The organism is Myxococcus xanthus, from assembly GCF_006402735.1.
Lineage (GTDB): Bacteria > Myxococcota > Myxococcia > Myxococcales > Myxococcaceae > Myxococcus > Myxococcus xanthus_A.
On the sequence record NZ_CP017174.1, the window covers coordinates 3,047,380 to 3,063,560 of the forward strand.

General features: G+C 69.1%; 15 protein-coding genes. 5 read left to right on the plus strand and 10 right to left on the minus strand.

The window, feature by feature from the left end:
* Positions 1-135: 135 nt before the first annotated feature.
* From BHS09_RS12925 to BHS09_RS12955, 7 genes are all read right to left on the minus strand, one after another.
* Positions 136-507, minus strand: coding sequence for a hypothetical protein (locus BHS09_RS12925; RefSeq protein WP_171410244.1), 372 nt, complete (start codon positions 505-507; stop codon positions 136-138).
* Between the two features lie 81 nt (positions 508-588).
* A complete protein-coding gene (locus tag BHS09_RS12930; RefSeq protein ID WP_140790094.1) occupies positions 589-1,926 on the minus strand; it encodes a di-heme oxidoreductase family protein in 1,338 nt (445 codons plus the stop codon).
* Between the two features lie 38 nt (positions 1,927-1,964).
* Positions 1,965-3,062, minus strand: a complete 1,098-nt coding sequence (locus tag BHS09_RS12935) for an imelysin family protein (protein ID WP_140790096.1) — start codon at positions 3,060-3,062, stop codon at positions 1,965-1,967.
* A gap of 28 nt (positions 3,063-3,090) precedes the next feature.
* Positions 3,091-4,419, minus strand: coding sequence for a hypothetical protein (locus BHS09_RS12940; RefSeq protein ID WP_237078273.1), 1,329 nt, complete (start codon positions 4,417-4,419; stop codon positions 3,091-3,093).
* 114 nt (positions 4,420-4,533) lie between these two features.
* Positions 4,534-5,430, minus strand: a complete 897-nt coding sequence (locus BHS09_RS12945; protein WP_140790098.1) for a DUF3108 domain-containing protein — start codon at positions 5,428-5,430, stop codon at positions 4,534-4,536.
* A gap of 17 nt (positions 5,431-5,447) precedes the next feature.
* Entirely contained in the window at positions 5,448-7,136 is a 1,689-nt protein-coding gene (locus BHS09_RS12950; RefSeq protein ID WP_140798020.1) for a DUF4091 domain-containing protein, read from the minus strand.
* A gap of 26 nt (positions 7,137-7,162) precedes the next feature.
* Entirely contained in the window at positions 7,163-7,966 is an 804-nt protein-coding gene (locus BHS09_RS12955) for a DUF3108 domain-containing protein (protein WP_140790102.1), read from the minus strand.
* Between the two features lie 306 nt (positions 7,967-8,272).
* Between BHS09_RS12955 and BHS09_RS12960 the strand changes: the two genes are divergently transcribed.
* Positions 8,273-8,494 carry a hypothetical protein gene (locus tag BHS09_RS12960; protein WP_140790104.1) on the plus strand — a complete coding sequence of 74 codons (222 nt, stop codon included), beginning with the start codon at positions 8,273-8,275 and terminating at the stop codon, positions 8,492-8,494.
* Here the strand turns inward: BHS09_RS12960 and BHS09_RS12965 are convergent.
* Together BHS09_RS12965 and BHS09_RS12970 are read right to left on the minus strand one after the other, a co-directional pair.
* Positions 8,481-9,164 carry a YggS family pyridoxal phosphate-dependent enzyme gene (locus BHS09_RS12965; protein WP_140798021.1) on the minus strand — a complete coding sequence of 228 codons (684 nt, stop codon included), beginning with the start codon at positions 9,162-9,164 and terminating at the stop codon, positions 8,481-8,483. The two genes, BHS09_RS12960 and BHS09_RS12965, sit on opposite strands and share 14 nt — an antisense overlap.
* The gene (locus tag BHS09_RS12970) at positions 9,161-9,757 is read right to left on the minus strand and encodes a Maf family protein (protein WP_140790108.1); all 597 of its coding nucleotides are present in this window, start codon (positions 9,755-9,757) and stop codon (positions 9,161-9,163) included. The genes BHS09_RS12965 and BHS09_RS12970 overlap by 4 nt, the downstream gene beginning before the upstream one ends.
* Before the next feature lie 53 nt (positions 9,758-9,810).
* On the opposite strand from BHS09_RS12970, the gene BHS09_RS12975 reads away from it, so the two are divergent.
* Entirely contained in the window at positions 9,811-10,905 is a 1,095-nt protein-coding gene (locus BHS09_RS12975) for a GGDEF domain-containing protein (protein ID WP_140798022.1), read from the plus strand.
* A gap of 105 nt (positions 10,906-11,010) precedes the next feature.
* Here BHS09_RS12975 and BHS09_RS12980 read toward each other — a convergent pair whose 3' ends face one another.
* Positions 11,011-12,576, minus strand: coding sequence for a peptidylprolyl isomerase (locus tag BHS09_RS12980; RefSeq protein ID WP_174260533.1), 1,566 nt, complete (start codon positions 12,574-12,576; stop codon positions 11,011-11,013).
* Between the two features lie 211 nt (positions 12,577-12,787).
* On the opposite strand from BHS09_RS12980, the gene mreC reads away from it, so the two are divergent.
* From mreC to mrdA, 3 genes are read left to right on the plus strand one after another with little or no spacing between them, the layout of a single operon-like run.
* Positions 12,788-13,648 (plus strand): rod shape-determining protein MreC, encoded by an 861-nt coding sequence (gene mreC / locus BHS09_RS12985; protein ID WP_140790114.1) that lies wholly within the window; start codon positions 12,788-12,790, stop codon positions 13,646-13,648.
* Positions 13,645-14,145: a hypothetical protein gene (locus tag BHS09_RS12990; protein WP_140790116.1), complete on the plus strand. Its 501-nt coding sequence runs from the start codon at positions 13,645-13,647 to the stop codon at positions 14,143-14,145. The genes mreC and BHS09_RS12990 overlap by 4 nt, the downstream gene beginning before the upstream one ends.
* Positions 14,142-16,181 carry a penicillin-binding protein 2 gene (mrdA, locus tag BHS09_RS12995; protein WP_140790118.1) on the plus strand — a complete coding sequence of 680 codons (2,040 nt, stop codon included), beginning with the start codon at positions 14,142-14,144 and terminating at the stop codon, positions 16,179-16,181. The genes BHS09_RS12990 and mrdA overlap by 4 nt, the downstream gene beginning before the upstream one ends.

Here is a 16,181-nt window from a genome sequence, read left to right on the forward strand (position 1 = left end):
CATGAGCGACGACGCGCTGGCGCGGGCCGTATCCTGCTCTCGGCCTGTAGCGGGCACTGCATCGACGTTCGCGGCCGTGCGCTGGCACTGCCTGCGGCTGGGACAGGCGAAACAACGTGGCTTCTCAGCTGAGTGTCAGCGGCTGCGCACCGGCGCATGTGCCAGCCGGCTCATGCTCGCGGCCTGGGACAGGCGCTTGCGCAGCCGCACGACGGCGTCATGGAGTGAATCCAGTTGCTGAAGGACGCGCAGGTCATCACCCGAGTCCACCAGCGCGGCCGGTGTCACCGCTTCCGTGCGAAGCGTGTCGAGCAGGTCCGTGAAATGGGCCTCCACCTCGCCAAGTGCGTCCAGTCCCTCACGGAGGTCATCCTCCAGCAGGTCCACGAGCACAGCCGCGTCAGTGCGCGCGGGCAGTGAGCGGGCGAGCTGTTCCACCGCCACCCGGACCGGGTCTGCACGGCGCGACGGCGTAGGGGCGACGAGGGTCAGGGCCGGAGGGGGCATGGCCTCGACGCTACAGGCAGGTAGCACTCCGTCAATTTTCCAGTCAGGGCCGAAGCCCGGCGCGCCGACGCGCACCGGCCCTCAGAGCGAACCCAGGAACTTCACCAGCGCGGCACGGTCCGAGGCCCCCAGCCCGCGGAAGCCCTCGCGCGCGGGCTCGGCTTCGCCGCCGTGCCAGAGGATGGCTTCCTCCAATGTCCGGGCGCGCCCGTCATGCAGATAGCTCGCATACGGCAACACCGTCTGCGTCAGCCCCAGGCCCCACAGCGGTGGGGTGCGCCACTCGGTGCCCGTCGCTGCTCCGTCCGGACGCCCATCCGCCAGCCCCACGCCCATGTCGTGCAGCAGCAGGTCCGAATACGGATGGATGCGCTGATGCGCCACCTCGGCCACCGGGTGCGCGCCCGTCTCCAGCGTCTCGCGGTGGCACCGCTCACAGCCGAGCGAACGGAACCGCGCCTCGCCTCGCAGGACCTCCGTGTCCTCCAGCGACGCCCGCGCCGGCACGCCCAGCGACTGTGAATAGAAGATGGCCGCGTCGAGCTCGTCCCGGGGCAGCTCGTACGAGCCATCCGGCTCCGGGAAGAGGTGCGTCGTAATCCCCATGTCGTTGAAGTACGCCTCGGCGGACTGCTGGAAGAGGTCCGGACTGTTCGCCTTCCATCCGAAGCGACCCGGCACCAGCGCACGGCTCGCCACGTCCCAGACCTCGTTCACCCGTCCGGAGACGCCATCCCCGTCACGGTCATCAGGGTCCGCCAGTGCGCGCAGCGTGGCCAGCGGCACGGCTTCCAGCAATCCCAGCCCGAACACGGGAGGCGGCAGCCTCAGGGACACCTGCATGTCCGGTGGAAGCGCGGAGCCATCCGTCGGCTGGATGTCCACGCGCGGCGCGCGCAGCGAGTACGGCGTGCCATCCGCGTACTGCCCTGGCGTCTCCACCCACGACAGCGTGACGGACGCGGCCGGACGGACGCCGTAGTTCGACTGGTCCCGAATCTGGAGGCCCAGGCCCGGAACGGGCACCGCGCCGTGCGGATGCGCTGGTGTGCCCTCGGGGAGGCTGACGCGCACGAGCAACTGCGTGCGCTGCGGCCCAGGCCCCATGACGGGCATGCCTCGCCCGTTGCGCATGTGGCACCCGTTGCACGAGGTGTTGTTGAACACCGGCCCCAGCCCCGGGTTGACGCGCGCGGGGGCGGGGATGAACACGGCCGCGAAGGCCGCGTCACCCGCCCGGTGCAAGGCGTCGTTCTCCGAGGACAGGTTCGGCGCGGGTTGGGCGAAGGCGAGCGACGTCCGGTTGTCGATGGTCGTCTCACCCCCGGCCCTCGGCGGGGCCGGGGGCCGTCCGGGTGCGTTCTCGCCACAGCCAGTGGCCAGCAGCGCCAGCCCGGCCATCATCCACCTTCGTCTCATCGCGCTTCGCCTCACTCGCGCTTGTCGCCGTGCCCGTGTCAGCGGTTGACCAGGGGCAGCACCTGCGACTCGAACGTGCGCTTGAGCGTGTTGATGGCAGCCTGGGCCGCCTCGATGCGCTGGGCGGCGGCCGGGGCGCGGATGGACTCACGGAAGGGCTCCGGAATCGCCGCGAGCGCCTGGATGGAGGCGGCCAGCTCGGCGCGAACCTTCACGTCGAGCTCCGAGTCCACGCCCACCACGTCCCGCAACGTCTGCCCCTGGGCCTGCGTGTCGGACAGGTGGCCCAGGTAGACGTTCTCCACGCTGCGCATGTTGTTGGTGAAGTCGCTCAGCGAGTTGTAGGCGAACTGGCTCTCCACCAGGTCCGGGTCCTTCGCGTCGTACGGGGCGGCAATCTTCCCGTTCGCCACCTCGTCGAGGATGTTGATGATGCCGCCCACCATCTCCTGCGCCGCCGACTGCAGCGACGGATAGGCGGCGTTGCCGGCCTGGCCCGCGGTAGTCAGCGTCTCGCGGTACGGAGGCTTGCCGTCCTTGGTCTGCGTCCAGGCGCCGGCGAGTGCGTCACCCACCGCCTTCAGCTCGGCGGTGATGGCGGTGAGGTACTCGAACTGCCGCGGCGCGAAGTCCGCGGGCACCTTCGTGCCGCCGTCGCCGAACAGCAGGTACTCCGCCGTGTGGAATCCCTTCTGCGTCTCCTGGAGGTTTCGCACGTACGAGGGCGTGAGGACATCGCCGCTGGCGAGCACGGCGTCCAGGTCGGTGCGGTTCACCGGCCAGCTGTCCAGCGCCGGGTCATACCTTTCGCTGTCCACGGGACCGAAGAGGAAGCCTTCGCTCTGCTCCCACGGAACGCGCGCGGCGAACCACGCGGCGCGCGCCGCGTCCAGCTTCGCCTGGGTGGGCTCGTTGCGCAGCGCCTGGACCGACGCGTCCAACTCCGTCAGCCGCGTGGCGAGCCGCTGATAGGTGGGCAGCACCACGGTGTCCGTGAAGTTGGTGACCAGGGACTGCTCGAGCCGCGAGTCGGGGCCCAGGTCGCCATCGGAGCTGCCACAGGCGCTGCCCAGCAGGGCGCCAGCCAGGACGACGGGCGTGAGGAGACGGCGGAAGGGGACGGGGATGCGGGACATGATGAAACAGCCTTTCTGGCAGGGGACGTCAGTAGGAGAAGCCAGTGGAGAGGCGCACCGTGTTCTCGGGACGGAAGGCGTCGGAACCGAGGCGGCGGTGGCTGAAGTCGAGCTTGGCGACCGCGATGTTGCGCAGCGTGTACGCGGCGCCCACCGTGTAGACGGTGCGGCGGAAGCGCGGGTTGTTGAACAGCGTCTCACGCGGCTTGAACTGCGTGTCCGCGTAGTCCAGGCGCACGTAGGGGACGACCTGATGGGCGTCGCTCAGGCCCACGGACGGAGCCACGTTGAAGCCCAGCTCACCCCACATGGCCAGCGCGTTGTCGGAGACGGGCGAGCGCAGCACGTCCAGCAGGTTGGAAAGGCGCGTGTTGCGCTGGGACACCAGCTCCGCGTTCTCCAGGTGGCCGAACAGCATCAGCGCCTTCGCGCGCCAAGGGCCCCGGTTCACCGACAGGTGCGCGTCGAGGATCAGCAGCGGCGCGGACACGTAGCCACAGGGCGCCACCACGTTGGGGTTGGTGTCTTCGCACTGCCGCACCAGGTCCGGCTTGGGCCGGTTGCGCGTGGTGTCGCCGTAATACGCCGAGGCGCCGAAGCTGATGCCGTTGAAGCGGGTGACGTCCGCGCGCACCACGAGCGCCAGGTCCGTGGCGCGCGTCAGTTCGAACCGGCGCTGGTGGCCCGCGCCCACCCAGCGTTGCGAGCTGAAACCCGTGGAGTCCAGGCCGTTGACGACCTGCCCCGTGAGGCGCAGTCCCCAGGGGATGCGCCACTTCACCTGCAGGCCCATCTCGTCCCACGTGTTGGGGATGACGAGCGTCTCCGCCTCGTCCCGGATGGTCCCCAGGTAGTCGGTGGGGCGATAGAACTCGCTCAGCGTGCCCACCGCGACGTAGAAGCGGCCCACCGAGAGGGTGACGTTCGGGCCCAGCGTCTTGGCCAGGTAGAGCTCCTCGACGAGCACCTCGCCGCCCCGGTCCACCTCCATCTCGTATTCGCCGAACTCCTCGTACTCGAGCTCCAGCGAGGCGCCGGTGCCGCCGTGCTCGAACTCCACCTCCATCTCCGCCTTCAACCCGTACTCGGGGAGGCCGGCCTCCAACTCCATCACCAGGCGCGTGGTGTCGAACGCCATGCGCGAGTCGCGCTGCGAGCCTCCCGCGCGGTTCTGGTTCTCACCGTGATTGAAGTAGGCGAACTGCAGGTCCGCGTAGCCGCCGATGTCCAGCGTCAAGGGCGGCCGGGGCGGCGGCGCGTCTTGCGCATCGCCGGGGACAGAGGTGAGCAGCGAGACAGCACACAACGACATCAGGAACGAGCGGGACGCGAAGAAGGTCATCGGAGCGGCGCGCACCGTACGTCTTTGAATTTGATTCTGCAAACCAATTTCAATTTGTGGGCAAATGAGAAGGCCCGCGGCGCAGGGCCACGGGCCTTCGGTGTGGCAACGAAGGGGTGCGTCAGCCGCTCACCACTTCATCGTTTCCTGACCTTCGCTCTTTTGCGGTTTCTCACCCGGACGCGACACGGAGGTGAGGGTGGCGCGCACGGCGCCCAGGTCGATGGTGCCCACGGCGGCCAGCGGCAGGCGGCGCGCGTCGTCCGAAATCCAGACGTGGACTTCACGCTTCTGCTTGGGCCGGTCCAGGCGCACGGCGGTGCCCGTCATGTGCCAGGCATTGAATTGGCCCAGCGGCGTCGTCACCTGTTCGCGCTTCACCACCGAGCCTTGCATGCGCCACATGCGACGCACGCCGTAGACGTCGAAGCACACCTGGAGGTCGTCCTTGAGCGGCAGCTGGCGCAGCAGGTAGATGGCCCCGGCCACATCCAGGCCGTCCTTGTCGAAGGTGTAGTTGAACTGCCCCTTGGGACGCTGGCCGAACTGGTAGTCCACCTTGACGGTGCGCTCCTTCTGGCCGAACGCGACGTCCACCTTGCGGCGCTGTTCGTTCTCCAGGGTGTCCTCGACGTAGCGCTTGGGGCGCAGCGTGCGAGGGTGGAGGTACGCGGTGGCGCTGCCGTGCACGCGCCGCACCTTGGAGAAGAAGGTGTTGGTCTGCGCCTCCACCTGGATGGGGAGGTGCCCATCCTTCTGCTTGTGGACGCGCATCGTCATGGTGCCCGCCTGCGCGCCCATGGCGTCGAGGTCGAACTCGAGCACCTCACCCGGCATGAAGGCCATGGGCGTGCGCAGCGTCGGCAGCGCGGAGTCGCACGGCGCCACGGTGAGGGGCCCTTCGGGTTCCTCGGCCTTGGCGCTTTCGGCCTCCGGTGCGTCCGCCTCCGCGTCCGGCAACTGGGCCCAGGCGCTGACGCTGGACAGTGACAACAGGGCCGCGAAGAGGGTGCGCAGGGGGCTCATCCTTTTCCTTCCAGGGACTACGGGGTGCTCTGCGGCGTCTGACGGTCCGGGCGCTTCGCATATTCGGATTCCGCCCAGCGCTTCCGGAGCCGGGTGGTGACTTCCTCGCGGACCGCCTCCCATTCTCCCGCATCCGCGTTGATGTCCCAACCGGTGCGCGCCAGCTTGCGCGCGGCCGTCCGGGCGAAGGTGGCGTCACCCAGCTCGGCGAGCAGCCGGAGGTACTCGTAGTCCTCCAGTCCGTCCCGGATGTGCTTCAGCCGCAGCGTGAGGATGGGTTGGTGGCCGGAAGGACCCACCCTGGCGGGTGTCCCCGGGTAGAAGAGGGTGCCGTCGCCGTTGCCGCCGAACTCGAAGACGTCCTTCCAGGGGTCCTTCTTCGTGTTGTAGGCGAAGACGGTGTCGAAATAGAGCTCGCCGTCCACGCCGGAGGAGAAGGCGAGCACGCCCATGGCCCGGTTGAGCGGGGCGGGGTGGTCCACCATGTACGAAGCCCAGCCGCTGTAGGCCGCGTCCACCGCCTTGTCCGCAGGGGGGCCGCCGTTGCAGCCGTGCGAATTGCAGCTCTGGTACCACCACACCCGGGTGTCACCTGCCAGCCGTTTGCGCAGCGCGCGCGTCTCCACCACGCTGCGGCACGTCTGCGGCCCGGGGCGCGGATAGAAGCAGTTGAGCGTGGGCGTAAGGATGTCCGCCGAGCCGTTCAGCGCGTCATCCAGCGGGCTGGTGACGAGCACGGGAATCGCGCCCGCCGCGCGCACTCGCGTGGACTGGGCCTTCACCAGCGGCACGTCCTCGGGCTTGGGTTCGTCCTTGGCGTAGAAGAAGAGCTGCGCGGGCCAGCCCTTCTGGCGGAAGTGCTCGGCGAAGGCGCGGTAGTACGCCGTCTTCTCCGCGTCCGTCTTCGCCTGCTTGCTGTCACGCACGTCGGTGCTGGTGAAGCGGGCGCCGGAGGGCAGCAGGCTGCCGTCCAGGAAGGGCGCCATCTCCGCGTCGTACTCGCGCCAGTCCAGCACCGCGCGGCCCTTCTCGAAGCGCACGGGAGGCGGCGTCATGCTCATGCCATGGGCACTCACCCGGTGCTCCAGGAGCGCGCGTCCGTAGTCACGCAACAGCTTGCGCGCCTCCGCCGACTCCGGCGCCACGCCGTGGCCCCGGGCGATGCTGTACATCGACACCCCGAAGCTGTTGGGCAGCGAGGACGTGGCGGGCAGGGCGAAGGGCTGCACCTCGGCGGTGAATGGCACCGGCCGGACCTTCGCGTCACCCGCCTTCACCAGCAGCTGTCCCCGGTACGTCCCCGGCTCCTGCTTCTCCGGGGCGCACACCTCCACGTAGAAGACGGTGGGCAACTTCGAGTCATGTCCCGGCGCATCCACCGGAACCAGCGCGTCCGGCCACGGGCCCTTGCGGCCCTGGCCGTTGGACGGCGTCTTCACGTCGATGAAGGCCTCGCGCCAGACGCTGGCCTTCAGCACCGCGCCCGGGCCCTTCAACGTCAGCGACTCCACGGCGGGGCGCTCCACCCGGCCGGGAAGCGCCACCTGCACGGCCTCACACTCACCGCGCGCGAGGCTGAGGCGCGCCTCCTTGCGTCCCTTCACGGCTTCGCCCGGCCGGACCTTGACCAGGGGCGACACCACCTGAGGCTCCTGCGTGGCGGACATCGCCGCCGCCACCACCGCCCACGCCCATCCTGCGCCCATCCGCCCCCTTCACTCTCCGGCGGGTGCTACCCGCCATTCTCGGCGCGGGCCACCGTCATGCTCCGGCCCGGCTTGTAGTCGGTTATCTCCGCGACGATGGTGCCCAGCGCGAACTCCGCCTCCACCCGCACCGGCACGTGGCTGGGGTCCGTGGTGAAGTAGACGAACATGTCCCGCTTCGAGGCGAGGTTGCCGCCGAACTCCGTCTTCACGCTGAGCTTGAAGACCTCTTTGTCGCCCAGCGCCGTGCCCAGGACTTCACGCCCTTCCACCTTCGCGCGGAGGGTGAACTGCTTGCTTCCGGTGAAGACGGGATAGGCATACTCCTGCCCCACGACCAGCTCCCGGTTGCGCAACGCGAACGTCGCACCGGTTACATCCAGCGTGCCCTCCGTCACCTCGCGGGTGGACTCGCGCGGGGACTCGCCTTCCTTCTGCTTCACCACGAAGGCCGTCTTGCCGTCCGGCTCCATCTTGATGCGCTGCCGGCGGCGTGAGCCGTTCTCATCCGCGTGCAAGTCACTGCCCACCACGCGCTGGCTCTCCGGCTGCCAGTAGGACACGAACTTGTCCTTGATGGGCCACACGCCCAGCATGTCGTTGGAGCGTGCCACCGCGACGATGGGCCACACGTCCTGGCCCCACTGCTTCATGTGGGCGCCCACGGTCACCTGCGCGGTTCCCGCGGTGATGCCCAGGTACCTGACGCGGTAGGAGCTCTGCTCCCCAGGGCCGAACGCCGGGTTCACGGATTCCTGGGCCATGGCCGTCGCCGACCAGACCAGACCCGCGAGCGCCGCCGCGAACCCCCACTTGGACTGCGTTTGCATCGGGTGAGCTCCCTCGCTTGGAAATTAGGTAGCCTGGCCGCACCGCGCTAGACCCGGCTTGGAACCATTCCCGCCACCGCCCATTTCCACTGACGCGGTTGTTGACCAGCCATTCAATTGATGGCCGCTCACTTCACGGGGAGGCACACTTTCCCACGTCACGCTCCCGCGCGCCTCCTCCCGGCCGGGGCCTGTTCGCCCGGCAGGCGGGAGTGCCGCGCAGCGGCGTGTCCACTCGACGACACCGCTGGTAGCCTTCGCGCGAGGCAGCCCGCGGTGTCGGGCGCCATCCCGCAGGAGGGGCACATGTCTGGTGGTGGCGGTTCGTTCGACTTCGACGATGACGAGAAGGAGTCCGCGCGCGGAGGTGGCAAGGCGCACAAGGACTTCGACTGTCCTTCGTGCAACGCCAACAACCCCGTGGATGAAGCGCTCGCCCACGGGGACGAGGTGCGCTGCAACTACTGCGGCTCCGAGTTCAGGGTCAGCGTGAACTCGGAGGGGCGGGTGAAGTTCAAGGAGATTTGAGCGCGCGCTCGCCGAAGATGGCGGTGCCCACGCGGACGACGGTGGCCCCTTCTTCAATGGCCCACTCGAAGTCATGGGTGGTGCCCATGGACAGGCCCGGCAACCCGTGGACACGGGCCAGCTCGCGCAGGGCCTGGAAGTCCGCGCGGGCCCGGACCTCGTCCTCCGTGGGGGGCGGCAGCGCCATCAGCCCCACCGCCTGGAGGCCAGGCAGGGCGCGGACCTCATCCAGGAAGGCGCCGAGCGCGTCGGGTGCCAGGCCGCTCTTGGTGGCCTCGCCGCCCACGTTGACCTCGACGTAGACGGGCAGGGGCGGGGCGCCGTCGCGGCGCTTCGACAGCTCGCGGGCGACCTCCAGCCGGTCCAGGGCGTGGAAGGCCCCAGCCACCCGCGCCACGTACTTCACCTTGTTCGTCTGGAGCGCCCCAAGGGCATGCCAGCGCAGGCCGTCCAGGTCCGCCAGCTCCGCGGCCTTGTCCCGCAGCTCCTGCGCGTAGTTCTCCCCGAAGTCGCGCTGGCCGGCGGCGTAGGCCTCGCGGATGAGGTCCGCGGGCTTCAGCTTGGACACCGCCACCAGTGTCACAGACTCCACGGGCCGCCCCGCCCGGGCACAGGCCGCCGCCACCCGCTCCCGCACCGACGCCAGCCGCTCCGCCACGCTCCCGCTCATGAGGCCCTCCAGGGAAGGGGCACGCCGGCCCGCTCCAGCAGGGCCACCGTCTCGCCCAGCGGCAGGCCCACGACGTTGGACGTGCTGCCTTCCACGCCCGCCACCAGGAAACCGCCCTTGCCCTGGATGGCGTAGGCACCCGCCTTGTCCAGGGGCTCGCCGCTGTTCGCGTACCAGGACATCTCCCCGGGGCTCAGGGCGCGGAAGGTGACGCGGGTGTGGACCACCAGCGTCTCCTCATGCCGGCCTGCCAGGGCCACGCCCGTGTAGACGTCATGCGTCCGCCCGGACAGGCGCGTGAGCATGGCCTGGGCCTCCTCGGCGTCGCGGGGCTTGCCCAGCAGCTCGGCGCCCAGGGCGACGGTGGTGTCGGCGGCCAGCACCCAGGCGCCCGGGTGGCGGGAAGCCACCACGCGGGCCTTCTCCCGGGCGAGCCGCCCGACATAGGCCTCCGCCGCCTCACCGGCGTGGGGCGTTTCGTCGATGTCCGCCGCGGAAACGGTGAAACGGAGGTCCAGCTGTGACAGAAGTTCCCTGCGTCGCGGCGACGCCGAGGCCAGGACGAGCAACGTTTGATCTGCGTTCATGTGCATGTTACGGCTCGGTCCGGCCTTACCAGACTTGTGCCCCGGAGTGGACTCTACGGATGAATCCCGCGGACCTCCTGTCGGCCATGAAGCGGACAGTGGAGCAGTTGGCCGCCTTCAATGAGATGGCGAAGGCCCTGACGTCCACGCTCGAGCTCCGCGAGGTGCTGGCGCTGGTGATGCAGAAGGTCAGCAGCCTGCTGCTGCCTCGCAACTGGTCGCTCATCCTCCAGGACGAGCGCACCGGAAAGCTCTACTTCGAAATCGCGGTGGGTGACGGCGCGGACGTGCTCAAGGGCCTCCAGCTCAACCCGGGCGAGGGCATTGCCGGCGCCGTCTTCACGTCCGGCGCGGCCCGGCTCGTCCATGACGTGGGCGGGGACCCCAGCTTCTCGCCGCGCTTCGATGAAGCCTCCGCCTTCCACACCCGCTCCATCCTCGCGGTGCCGCTGCTGGCCCGGGGCCGGGTGCTGGGCATCATCGAACTGGTGAACGGGCCCATGGACCCACCCTTCACCAACGAGGACCTCACCATCCTCACCGCCATCGCGGACTACGCGGCCATCGCGATTGAGAACGCGCGCAACTTCCGGCGGGTGCAGGAGCTGACGATTACGGACGAGCACACCGGCTGCTACAACGCCCGGCACCTGCGCGCCTTGCTGGACCAGGAGGTGAAGCGCTCGGAGCGCTTCCGCCACCCGCTGTCGCTCGTCTTCCTGGACCTGGACCACTTCAAGAGCGTCAACGACACCCACGGGCACCTGGTGGGCAGCGCCACCTTGAAGGAAGCGGGGGACCTGCTGATTACCCTGGGCCGGCAGAACCTGGACGCCGTCTTCCGCTACGGCGGCGACGAGTTCGCCATGTTGCTGGTGGAGACGGACCAGGAGGGCGCGGCCGTCATCGGCCAGCGCGTCTGCGAGGCCTTCCGGGGGCGGGGCTTCCTCGTGGAGCAGGGCCTGGACGTGCGCCTCACCGCCAGCGTGGGTGTGGCCACCTATCCGGACCATGCCTCGTCCGCGCTGGACCTCATCCGCGCGGCGGACTTCGCCATGTACGCGGCCAAGGCCCGGGGGCGGGACGCGCTCTGCATCGCCGAGCCCATTGCGCCCAACGGCGGCACGGGCTCCCACGAGTTCCCGGAGCGGTAGCTGGCGCTCCGGCCCTGTTGGCAGCGAAGCCCGCAATGAGAGAGGGCCGGGGAGGGGAGTACCCTCGGCCCGGCCCTCGGGGGCGTCACGGTTGGACGCCGGGACTCACCCGGTGCCCACCACGGAGTCGATGGCAGCGGTGTTCGTCACCACCGAGCCCTGCTCACGCAGCGCCTTGAGGAAGGACTCCGTCAGTTCAATCTGCTTGGCCTGACGGGCCTGGGTGCGCAGCTCCTCCTTGCGCTTCTCGAAGCCCTCGGCGTCCGGCTTCTGGCGCTCCACCACCTGCGCCACCACGAAGCCCTCACCCATGGGGAACACGCTGTCGAGCGGCTGCGGGGCGCTGACGGCGAAGGCCGCCTTCACCAGTTCGGGCGCGGGGCCCAGGTGCGGCACCGCCTCACCCTCGGCGGTGAAGCTGTCCGTCTCCACGGCCTCCGGGCGCGTCTCCGTCTCGAAGCGCAGCAGCGCGGGCTGCTCCTTCTCCGGCGGGAAGAGCGTCTTCAGGCCCTGGCCCGACTTGACGGAGGCCAGCGCCTTCTCCGCCTCGGCGCGGGCCTGCTGCTTGGCGCGGTCCTGCTTGTAGAGCGTGGTGGCAATCTCGTCCTGGACGTCCTCGAGCTTCTTGTCCTGGGCGGCTTGCTTCTCATCCACCTTCACCAGGTGCACGCCGAACTTCGTCTCCACCGGCTGCGTCACCTCGCCCTGCTTCAGCGCGAAGGCCGCGTCCGCCAGCGCCGGCTCCCAGCTGCCGCGCTCCACCCAGCCCAGGTCGCCACCGCGCGTCTTGCTGCCCGGGTCCTCGCTGCTGTCACGCGCCACCTGGGCGAAGTCCTTGCCGCCCTCGATTTCCTTGCGCAGCGCCTGCGCCTTCTCCAGGGCCGCCTTCTTCTGGTCGGCGGTGGCCTCCGGGGGCAGCTTCACCAGCACCTGCCGCGCACGGATGCGCTCCGGCTGCTGGTACACGAAGCGGTTGGCCTCGAAGTACTCCTTGATCTCCTTCTCGTGCGCCTTCTTCCACTCGGCCAGCTGCGCCGCCGTGGGGTTGGGGACCTTGTCGGCGTACATGGCCGGCAGGAAGCGCGCGAAGACGACCTTCGCCTGGTTGCCTTCCTTCTCGAAGCGGGCGCGGACCTCGTCGTCCGACACCACCGCGTTGGCGCGCACCACGCCCATCATCTTCTGGGCCGCCAGCTGCCGGCGCAGCTCCAACTCGAAGTCCTGCGGGGTCTTCCGGTAGAAGTCGCGCAGCACCTGCTGGTAGCGCTCGAAGTCGAACTGGCCATCCTTCTGGAAGTCCGCGTTCTGGTGGATGAGCTTGCGCAGCTCTTCGTCGGACGGGTTGATGCCGTGGCGCTCGGCCGCCTGGGCCAGCAGCTCCGTGTTCACCAACCGGTCGAGCACCTGGTTGTGCATGCCGAACTGGCGGGCGAGCGACTCGGGCACCGGGCTGCCCTGGGAGCGCAGGAAGCTCATCTGCTGGGCCCAGGCCGCCGCGAAGTCACGCAGCGGGATTTCCTTGCCGTTCACCGAGGCCACCGAACCGGGCGCCGTCGCCCCACCCGTGGCGCCGAAGCCAGTACTGCCCGGGCCGAACTGGAGCGTGAACACCACCGCGATGCCGATGATGAACAGGAGCGAGGCAACCTTCCGGGGATTCAGACCGTCCATTGTCGTCACTTCTGGGGCAAACGCGCCGAGAAAAGCCGTGCGGAAGGACTCGCGACGCGGTGTTGTTGGTAGCCCGGCCGGTGGGTGGTGGACCAGGAACCGCCCCCCATGCAGGCCTTGACTGCCTAGGACAACGCACCGGAAAATGCAAGCGATTTAGAGCCCTTAGCCAGCCCCTGCTCCCCCATTACACCCCCGGAAACTCCTGCCTGTGTGGTCGCTCCTGAAGCGGTACTACCGCCCCCTCATCGTGGGCTTTCTGCTCCTTTCGCCGCTCGTGGCCTTCCTGCTCGGTGGCCGGAAGGGCAGGGAACCCAACTTCGTCGACCGGGCGATCATCGCCGTGGCGTCCCCCGTGCAACAGGGGCTGACGTCCGTCATTGAGGGCGGGGTGGCTGGGGTCCAGAACTACCTGGACCTCCGGGGCGTGCGGCAGGAGAATGACGCGTTGCGGCTGGAGAACCTCCAGCTGCGCGCGGCGGTGCAGTCCCTGGGGGAGTCGCGGATGGAGAACGAGCGGCTGCGCAAGCTGCTCAACTACGCGGAGGCCGAGCCCGGGCCGGAAATCCCCGCGCGGGTGGTGGGCGTCAATCCGGTGGCGAAGCTGCTGTCGGTCCGCATCAGCAGTGGTGAGCAGCAGGGCGTGTTTCGCGGCATGTCCGTGGTGACGCCGGACGGAATCGTGGGACAGGTCATCCGGGCGACGGGCGGGTATGCGGATGTGGCGCTGGTGACGGACCCGCAGAGCCGGGTGGCGGTGCGTGTGCAGCGCTCGCGGGCCCGGGGCACGGCGGCGGGAACGGGAGGCGGGCCCCTGAAGTTGGAGAACATGCTGCGCACCGAGGATGTCGAGGACGGTGACCTCATCATCACCGCGGGCACGGACGGCATCTATCCTCCCGGCGTGGTAGTGGGACGCGTGACGAACCTGGAGAAGAAGGAGCACGGCATGTTCCAGGGCGCGGACATCGTTCCGGCGGTGGATACGAGCAAGCTGGAAGAGGTGTTGGTGGTGGGCAGCCCCTACAGCGCCATGGCGCCGGGCAGCACCGCGGAGGGCGCGTCGAAATGAAGTTCCTGGTGTCTGTTGCACTGGCGCTGGCGTTGCTCACGCTGGAATCGGTCCTGGTGAAGCAGGCGGGCCTGGAGCTCGGCCGGATTGACGTCACCGTGGTGCTGGTGGCGTTCCTGGCCTTGCGGGCCTCGCTGCTCGAAGGGACCTTCTCCGCCTTCTCGGTGGGATATCTGCTCGACCTGATGAGCGGGCAGCCCACCTGGCTCTACACCTTCCTGGCTGTGTTCATCTTCCTGGTGGGAAGGCTGGTGCCGACCTTCGTGGAAGTCCGGGGCCCGCTGGCCTTCGCCTTGTTCGCCATGGGCGCGGACGTGGGCCATTCGCTGCTGGCCACCTTCTTCACCTGGCTGACGGTGAAGGACGACGGTCCGGGCTCGCAGCTGGCGGAGATGCCGCTGCAGGTGGCGCTCACGGGCATCGCGGCGCTGGCGCTCTACCCGTTGCTGCGGCGCTTCGAGGCGTCTCAGGAGCGGCCCGCGGGGTTGCTGCGGTGACGCCACCCACCTTGGGCAACACGACGCCGGGGCGCGAGCTCAAGCGGCGCTTCCTGTGGCTGGGCCTGGCCATGGTGGCGGGCCTGGGGCTGATTTCCATCCAGCTCTACCGGCTGCAAATCACCCGGGGCGAGGAGTACGCCGCCAAGAGCGTGGCCAACTTCGTCAAGGAGGTGCGGCTGCGCGCCGACCGCGGCGTCATCAAGGACGCGCGAGGCACCATCCTGGTGGACAGCCGTCCGTCCTTCGACGCCTTCATCACCCCGGCCTTCTGCACCGACTGCTACGAGCAGGTCATCCCCCGCCTGGCGGAGCTGCTCCAGTGGGACCCGGACCAGCGCAAGAAGGTGGAGGACATGGTGCGCATGGGGCGGCGCAACGCCCCCTTCCAGCCGGTGCCGGTGCGCGTGGACCTGTCGCGCGACGAGTACGACCGGCTGGCCGCGCGCCGCGACATCCTGGACGGCGTGGAGGTGGCGCCCGTGCCGCACCGGCACTACCGCACCAACTCCGTGCTGTCGCACGTGCTGGGCTACATGAATGAAATCACCCAGGAGGAGCTGGAGCGCCTCAATGGCGACGGCGCCCGCTATGCCCTGGGGGACTACATTGGCCGGCGCGGGCTGGAGCGCTACTTCGAGCAGCGGCTGCGTGGCACCGACGGTGTGCGCAAGGAAGTGGTGAACGCGCGCGGGCAGACCATTGAAGAGCTGAACGACAAGCTGGGCGACAACGCCGTGGTGTCGCCGCGTCCGGGCAGCAACCTGGTGCTGTCCCTCGACATGCGGCTGCAGGAGGAGGCGGAGCGGGCCTTCCCCGGCGTGACGGGCGCGGTGGTCGCCATTGACGTCAACACGGGCTTCATCCGCGCGCTGGTGTCGCGCCCGGGCTTCGACCCCAACCTGCTCACCGGCCGCGTGACGCCCGCGCAGATGGCGCTCCTGTCGAGAGATCCGCTGGACCCGATGATCAACCGCGTGGCCGCCGAGCACTACAGCCCGGGCTCCACCTTCAAGGTCGTCACCGCGCTGGCCGCGTTCAAGTCCGGCGCCTTCCGCCCGGAGACGGTGGTGAACTGCCCCGGTGGTTACCGCCTGGGCGCGCGCACCTGGCGTTGCCACAGGGACGCCGGACACGGGCTCGTGGATGGCTTCACGGCGATGAAGTCGTCGTGCGACACCTGGTACTACAAGGTGGCGGACACCATCGGCCTGGACCCCATTGGAGAGATGGGCAAGGCCCTGGGCCTGGGCAGCCCCACGGGCGTCAACGTGGTGGCCGAGGTCCCGGGCATCATGCCGACCAGCGCCTACCACGACAAGGCGTCGCCCGGCGGCTACACCAAGGGCATGGCGCTCAACAGCTCCATTGGCCAGGGCGACAACAACGTCACGCCGCTCCAGTTGGCGCTGGTGTACGCGGCCATCGCCAACGGCGGCACGCTCTACAAGCCGCAGATGGTGAACCGTCTGGAGGACCTGGACGGGCAGACCATCGAGTCGTTCCAGCCGGAGGTGGTGCGCAAGGTGGACCTGCCGCCCGCGCACCTCAAGGCGGTGGTGGAGAGCCTGGTGATGGTGGCACACGAGCCGGGCGGTACCGCCTATCGCGCGCGCATGAATCACATGCGGGACAAGGACATCCTGGTGGCGTCCAAGACGGGCACCGCGCAGGTGGCCCGCCTGGGGGCAATCCGCCTGCGGACGCACCAGATGAGCTACTTCGAGCGCGACCACGCCTGGTACGCGGGCTTCGCGCCGGCGGACAAGCCGGAGCTGGTCATCGTCGTGCTCAACGAGCACGGCGGCCACGGCGGTTCGGACGCGGCGCCCACCGCGATGGCGGTGTTCCAGAAGTACTTCGATTTGAAGAAGCTGGACGCCACGGCTCCGCCGCCGCGTCCCAATCAGCCCTACACGCCGTCCTCCGTGACGCGCGCGCCCTCAGCCGACGAGGCGGCGCTGACGCGAAGGGTACGGCCACCGGCCCGGCTTCCGGGCGATGAAGAGGACCGCACGCGTGCAACTGCGGATTGA